Raw genomic sequence first — 6,136 nt, 5'->3', positions numbered from 1 at the left:
GTTGTCGTTGTCGTAATCGAGGTTACCGTAGCGCCCTGGCTTGTCTCGCACCACAAATTGCATCGCTTCTTCGTTTACGATTGCGATTACGACAACGACAACGACAACGACAACGATTGTGTTGCGTTTAACTTGTTCTTGACTGGTTACTAAACAGCCGTGCCTTTCACCTTCTCCCCCATCGGCATCATCCGCTCACCCTACAGTGACAAGTTCGGGATCCCCCGCCAGCCGGGGTTGGTCACCGCCGCGTCGGCGTATCTGGAGCTGCTGCCGGACTTTGCCCGGGAGGAGGCGTTCAAGGGGATCGAGGGCTTTTCCCATGTCTGGCTGGTCTTCGTCTTCCACGACGCCTGCCTCACCGCCGGCTGGCGACCCACGGTGCGCCCGCCGCGCCTGGGCGGGCGGGAGCGGGTGGGCGTCTTCGCCAGCCGCGCGCCCTATCGCCCCAACCCGATCGGGATCTCGGCCGTGGAGCACCTGGGGCTTGAGCACAGCCCGCACGGGCTGCGGCTGCGGCTGCGCGGGGTGGACCTGTTGGACGGCACCCCGGTGCTGGATCTGAAGCCCTATGTCCCCTATGCCGACGCCCCGCCCGGGGTACGCTCGGGCTTCGCGGTGGACGGGGCGGCGGCGCACGACTGGGCGGTGGACTTCAGCCCGGCGGCGGCGGCGGGGGTGGCCGCCGCCGATCCGGGCGGCCGCCGCCAACTGCGCCTGCTGATCGAACAGGTCCTGGCCCAGGACCCACGCCCCGGCTATATGGATCGCTACCCGGGGCGCGCGGGCTTCGCCCTGCGGCTCTATGACCTGAGCGTGCACTGGCAGGTGCAGGGCCGCACGGCCCTGGTGACCGCGGTGGGGCCTGCTGCTGCGTCGGATCGCGCGGCGCAGATCCCGATACCATTCGACTGCAACCCTGACAACGACAACGACAACGACAACGACAACGATTGTATTTAGCTTGTTCTTGACTGTTTACTTAGGTTCCGCTGTAGGCATAGGTATCGAGGTTGAGGTCGTCGCGGGCGATCTGGACCTCGATCTCGACGGTGCAGATCAGCAGCGGGGCCACCTCCGGGGAGCCCAGCATTTCGGCCAGAAAGCCGCTCACGGCGGTGTCCGGCGGCACGATCGTGAGGTCCAGGATCAGCACGCCCGGCGGGGTGCGGCGGGCCGCGACGGCCAACTCCGCCGGGCGCTCGAAATAGTGCAGGTGCAGGTGTTGCTCCGCGAGCCGCCGCCCCAGCTCCTTGCGCAGGGAGGCGTCGCGCCCCAGGTAGAAGACGATGTTGCTGATCGGGTCCGGGCCGGATCGACTGATAGTGAGCTACTACGTGAGCTACTACGTGAGCTACTACGTGCGCTACTGCGGCACCTTCAGCACGTCCTTGATCTCTTCCAGACCCTCGGGGATACGTCTGGCGATGACCTCGGCGGCCTCCTGGTTTGCCTCGGTGACGATCTGCGCGAGTTCCCGCATCTGCCTGACCGCGGTCTCGAAGGCCTTCCTGGCCAACTCGGTCTCGGCCGCGACCAACTCCTGCGGCGATTTGACGGCGGCGAGCCCGGCGATGGCGGCGGTCAACTCCTGCATCGTCTCCTGCAGGATTTTCATCTGGTACTCGGCAACTGCCTGGTAGCCTGCCGCTGCCGCCTGATTGGCGGTGCTGAGCGCCTGGAGGTTCTCACGCTGACTCGCCACCAGCGCATCCATATTGACACCCGGCACCTGGAGTCCGGCCACGAACCCCAGCAGTTCTTCGATTCCCTTGGTCAGGTCCAGACTGGTCATCGTCTTGCCCCAACCGCCGACTGCGTTGAATGCTTCGCTCATTGCGTTCTGCCCTGGTTGACTGTGATGGAAACGCCCACCTCAATGCTCTTTAAGGAAGACGCTGGTGGTCCTCCCGGCAACTTGCGCCTTAGCGCTCATTCAGGTGGTATGTCGAGCAACTGCGGCTCGCCGGTGAGGATGTTGATCATCTGCGCCACGGCCCTGATCTGCTTGCCGCGCCGGGTGTGGTAACCCTCATGGGTGTAATTCTGACCCCACCAGTCCCAGCAGCCCCCAGGATTCATCGGGCCCGTCGCGCTGCGCGGCTCGACCTGGGGATAGAGCACGATGATGTCGTTGGCTTGTGCCCATTCGTTGTAGCCGGCAAACTTGGAATAGAGATTCCCGGAGTGACCACTCCTGCGGTCGGTCAGGCCGCCCTGCAAACAGCCATGGAAGGCGACATGCAGCTTGCATGGCCGACCCTGTTTGCAGTTCTTGGGAACGAAGATATAGCCTTCCTTTGCCATGGACGCGTTTTGCAGCGCGTTGAAGGGCTTGCGCGAGAATCGACTGAAGACTTGCCGCTGGTCGAAGGCCTTGACCTCGCTCTCCGGCACCGCCACGCGCGGCGCCTTGAGCGCCTGCGCACCATAGATGCGCGTCAGGATGGCGCCGGCGAGGTCGACGTCCTGCAGGTCCCGGCAAAGCTCCTGCTTGTCGCTCGGCGGGCAAGGCGCCGCGGTGGCCGATCCGGCCGTCGGCGCAACGGAACAAATGCAACTGCCCTGCGCCTCTTGCTGCTTGGCGATGGCCTCGCAATCGTCAATGTAGGTGTTCTTGACTGACGACTTGGCGCCCGCCGCCGCACAGGTGCCCACGGCAGCGCCGGTCGGCTTGTCGAAGCCATCCCTGACCATCGTGTGCGGGGCGGGAAAGGTCCGGCTGAAATGGACGTTGTCCGGTGCCACGGCCGCCTTGCCGGCATCGGTGTAGAAATGGAAGAGGGCATCCATCGCCCCCTGCGGCACCATGCCGTCATAGGTACCGCTGAACAGGTATACATTGTCGTTCTTCAGGTTCTCCAGCTTGCTGATGTTCCCGCGCGCCTCCTGCCGCTTGGCCTCGTCGAACGAGAGGGCGGCCATCTGCTCGATCTCGGCCGCAGTCTTCGGGGCCAGGTCGGTCTTGCCGCACCAGGCGTCATCGAGCCCGAGCTTCTTGCATTCGAGCATGACGAACCGGCTACATTTGGTAACGGCGTCCAGGATGTTCCCTTCAGCGCAGTAATAGGGTCCCCCCGCCACGATCCCCGCGCCCATGACGTGCTCGGAGTGCGCCACATGAAACTGATGCGCCATGGCCCCCCCCGAGGAAATGCCGGAGACCGAGATTTGGCCAACATCGACCTTCACGCCCGCGCTCACCTGCTCCAGCGGCGGGGCCGCTCCCGCAGACCCGGCAAAGGCCACCGCGCACGCTGCCGCCAACGCCAACGCCAGCCGCTGGTTGATGTTTCGCCTTGACATGGTGGTTCTCCCTATTGATGAATAAGAACACGATCGTGCAGTGCAGCATAAGAATATCCGGCACCAGGCGGAAGTCAAGCAGTCGCCCCCGGGTCCACGGCGGCCGGGATCGCCGCGGCAGCGGGGGCTTGGCGCGCGTCCATCACCCGATGGACGGTCTCCAGCATCTCCTCGCGCTTGAAGGGCTTGGTGATGTAGTCGTCCATGCCGGCGGCGAGGCACAGTTCCCGGTCGCCGGCCATGGCGTTGGCGGTCATGGCGATCACCGGGGTGTGGCGTCCGGCCAGTCGCCCGGCGAGGTCGGCGGGCACCACCTCCGGGCGCTCCGAAACCGCGCCGCGCTCCAGGGCGCGGATGATGCGGGTGGCCTCCAGGCCGTCCATCGTCGGCATCTGCACGTCCATCAACACCAGGTCGTAGTCCGCGGCCGCCAGGGCGTTCAGGGCCACGACACCGTCCAAGGCCTCGACCACCTGGTGGTCGTCCTTCTCCAGTACCCGCCGGGCGATGACGCTGTTGACGTGATTGTCCTCGACCAGAAGGATGCGATAGGTCCCGCGGGGGTGCGCCTGGGCGGGGGCCTCGGTGCGCGCGGCCGCCCGGCGCTGCGCCTCGGCGAAGTCCAGCATGTGGGTGAGCAACTCGCCGACGATCAGGGGCTCGGTCACACACAGGACATGGCTGCCGTCGGCCAGCCGCTCGCTCTCGTCCTTGTCGGGCTCCGACAGCGCAATCAGGGCGAGATCCGGCGCCACCGGGATCTCGCGCAGGAAGGTGAGGATGTCGGTGGTGGTGGCATCGCAGAGTGATTTTTCCAGCACCACGATACGGAAGGGGTCGCGGGCCGCCGCCGCCGCCTTGAGTCGGGTGTCGGCGGCGGCGGCCTCGAAGACGCACTCGGCGCGGCAGCCCAGTTGGATCAGGCGTTCACACACCAGTCCCATGGCGATAGCGTCGGTGCCGGCGACCAGAAGCCGCGGGTTACCCAGGTCCGGCAGCGGGCGACCCTGCGCCCGCGGCAGGCGCACGGTGAACACGAACCGGCTGCCGGCGCCCGACTCACTCTCCACCCACATGCGCCCGTCCATCAATTCGGTGAGCTTCTGGGAGATGGAGAGCCCAAGTCCGGAGCCGCCGTGCTTGCGGTAGATGGTCTCGTCCGCCTGGGCGAAGCGGGAGAAGATGCCGGCCTGGCGGTTCCTGGGGATGCCCACACCGGTGTCGGTCACCTGAAAGCGCAGGGTGACGAGTCCGGAGCTCTCCAGCTCGAGCCCGGCGTCGATGCGCACATAGCCCCGGGTGGTGAACTTGAAGGCGTTGCCGACCAGGTTGACCAGGATTTGGCGCAGGCGCAGGGCATCGCCGACGGCGGCGCGCGGGAAGTTCGGGTCGATGCGGTAATAGAGGGCCACGCCGCTGCGCCGACTCGTATCGGAGAAGGTCCGCACGACCTCCTCGACCACGTCGACCAGATCGAATGATCGGCGTTCCAACTGGACCTGCTGGGCCTCGATCCGGGAGAAGTCGAGGATGTCGTTCAAGAGCCCGAGCAGCGCATTGGCCGAGTTGAGGATGGTCTTCACGTCGTGGCGCTGCTTGGGCGCCAGCTCACTGTCCAGCACCAGCGAGGTCATGCCGATGACGGCGTTCATCGGGGTGCGGATCTCGTGGCTCATGTTGGCCAGGAAGACGGACTTGCTGCGGTTGGCGGCGTCCGCGGCGTCGCGGCAGCGCGCCATGTCGTCGCGCGCCAGGCGCAATTGCCGCTTGTCGCGTTCGAGCCGCAGGGCATAGACGTAGACCAGAACCAGTACCGCCAGCACGACCAGGGTCACCAGCAGCCCCGCGATCCAACGCAGGTGGCGCCGTTGGGCATCGACCTGCTGTTGGAGGTCCGCCAGGCGCTGCCGGGCGTCATCGAGCAGGCGGCTGGCCTGCTCGTTCAGGCGAAAGAAGGCGGGCGGCAGGGTACCCAGAAAGTCCTGCACCGCGGTGACGGATTGGGCTTGCCCCGCGGTATCGCGCAGTTCCCCGGCGGCGTCGCGCTCGCTCAAGCCTTGGGCCAGGACGGTGACCTGCTCGTTCACCGCGGCGAGCTTGAGCAGGAGATCGCCAACCTCCAGCGGATAATGACCGAGAGCCCCGTGCGGGGTCTCGTCAGGCGGGGTTTGCAGCGCGTAGGGGCCTTCCAGGTCAGGGGCATTGCGTGGGTCGAGTTCCCCCCCCTGCGCCAGCAGCGTGAGCCGCGCCCCGGTGCCGTCGATCAGGGTGCGCAGGTTACGACTGATCCGGCCCTGGGCTGGCCCGCCGCGGGTCCCGGCCAGTTGGTAGACGGCCGCCTCGATCCGGCTCAGATCCGTGCCGACCTGCTCCGCCTCGCGCAGCCGTGCCCATCCATCATCGATCGACACCGCCAGTTGGTTGATCAAATGGTCGGTATAGAAATCGATCCCGATCACGGCCAGGAAGCCGGCGAACAGCAGGGCCAGGGGGGCGATGGCGCGCACGAAGGGATAGCTGGTGGCCGCGGCTTGCTCCGGCATCGGAGTCGGAAGGCCGCCGCCATCGGGTCTGGGGGCGGGCGCGCGGCTCATGACCGGCCCCGCGGGGTGCGCCCGGCCAGGGCCGGCGCCGGCCTCCCGATGACGGCGGTCGGCGCCCGGCCGACGGTGCTTGGCGTAGCGTTCATTGACGACTGATCCTGATGGTTCATGCGCAAGTGCAACGGGGTGTCTGAGGAACGGTTCACTATTGTCGTTGTCGTTGTCGTTGTCGTTGTCGAGATTATCGCTTTTCCGATTACGACAACGACAACGATTGTGTTTGACTT

Annotated in this window: 6 protein-coding genes; 1 reads left to right on the top strand and 5 read right to left on the bottom strand. The window is 66.0% G+C overall.

Going from position 1 to position 6,136, the window contains the following annotated elements:
- Positions 1 to 159 precede the first annotated feature (159 nt).
- The gene (tsaA, locus tag QZY48_RS10505) at positions 160 to 963 is read left to right on the top strand and encodes a tRNA (N6-threonylcarbamoyladenosine(37)-N6)-methyltransferase TrmO (RefSeq protein ID WP_295430784.1); all 804 of its coding nucleotides are present in this window, start codon (positions 160 to 162) and stop codon (positions 961 to 963) included.
- Between the two features lie 19 nt (positions 964 to 982).
- On the opposite strand, the gene QZY48_RS10500 is transcribed toward tsaA, so the two are convergent.
- From QZY48_RS10500 to QZY48_RS10480, 5 genes are all read right to left on the bottom strand, one after another.
- On the bottom strand, positions 983 to 1,189 hold the full coding sequence (locus QZY48_RS10500; RefSeq protein ID WP_295430782.1) for a hypothetical protein: 207 nt from the start codon (positions 1,187 to 1,189) through the stop codon (positions 983 to 985).
- A 177-nt stretch (positions 1,190 to 1,366) separates the two neighbouring features.
- The gene (gene phaP, locus QZY48_RS10495) at positions 1,367 to 1,837 is read right to left on the bottom strand and encodes a phasin family protein (protein WP_295430780.1); all 471 of its coding nucleotides are present in this window, start codon (positions 1,835 to 1,837) and stop codon (positions 1,367 to 1,369) included.
- Positions 1,838 to 1,932: 95 nt separating this feature from the next.
- A complete protein-coding gene (locus tag QZY48_RS10490; RefSeq protein WP_295430778.1) occupies positions 1,933 to 3,306 on the bottom strand; it encodes a hypothetical protein in 1,374 nt (457 codons plus the stop codon).
- Between the two features lie 74 nt (positions 3,307 to 3,380).
- Positions 3,381 to 5,900, bottom strand: coding sequence for an ATP-binding protein (locus QZY48_RS10485; RefSeq protein ID WP_295430776.1), 2,520 nt, complete (start codon positions 5,898 to 5,900; stop codon positions 3,381 to 3,383).
- Positions 5,897 to 6,136, bottom strand: a 240-nt coding sequence (locus QZY48_RS10480) for a hypothetical protein (protein ID WP_295430775.1), incomplete at its 5' end; no start/stop codon positions are given. The genes QZY48_RS10485 and QZY48_RS10480, both read right to left, overlap by 4 nt.

It is taken from the genome of uncultured Thiodictyon sp. (assembly GCF_903828115.1).
Taxonomy (GTDB): domain Bacteria; phylum Pseudomonadota; class Gammaproteobacteria; order Chromatiales; family Chromatiaceae; genus Thiodictyon.
This window is presented reverse-complemented; position numbering and strand designations above follow the sequence as displayed.

Excerpts from the sequence above, each read along its gene's own strand:
- QZY48_RS10485 (WP_295430776.1), bottom strand. The coding sequence starts at position 5,900 with ATGAGCCGCGCGCCCGCCCCCAGACCCGATGGCGGCGGCCTTCCGACT.
- QZY48_RS10490 (WP_295430778.1), bottom strand. The coding sequence starts at position 3,306 with ATGTCAAGGCGAAACATCAACCAGCGGCTGGCGTTGGCGTTGGCGGCA.
- phaP (WP_295430780.1), bottom strand. The coding sequence starts at position 1,837 with ATGAGCGAAGCATTCAACGCAGTCGGCGGTTGGGGCAAGACGATGACC.